This is a genomic window from Bradyrhizobium cosmicum (assembly GCF_032290525.1).
In the GTDB taxonomy this organism is placed as follows: domain Bacteria; phylum Pseudomonadota; class Alphaproteobacteria; order Rhizobiales; family Xanthobacteraceae; genus Bradyrhizobium; species Bradyrhizobium cosmicum_A.
Map to the genome: position 1 here is coordinate 1 of NZ_JASXTA010000192.1, position 278 is coordinate 278.

Annotated in this window: 1 pseudogene; it reads left to right on the forward strand. The window is 64.4% G+C overall.

Going from position 1 to position 278, the window contains the following annotated elements:
* Positions 1 to 156: 156 nt before the first annotated feature.
* A pseudogene (locus QSV46_RS39615) lies at positions 157 to 278 on the forward strand (LPS export ABC transporter ATP-binding protein); the annotation flags it as partial.

The window sequence follows — 278 nt, forward strand, 5'->3', positions numbered from 1 at the left end:
GGTTGAAGCCGGTAGCGCGAGCCTGTATCTACTGGGCAGGGCGCACGGCGGGGTGTTTCGCTGGGCAGGGACATCCATTCATTCATGGCTCGCTAGCGAAGCGATTCGCCGGCGGGCGCGTCGCGGAATCACCGTGAAAGGCTTAAGCGAAGCGGGATGGTGGATTTATTCGGCATGTTCCGTCGACGCCCCGCGAAACGCGGCCCTGTAGGCTTTGCGCGTTCGCGCGAGGACATCACCGCGCTCGGCGATTCCTTCGGCGACATGCTGGCGAGCCC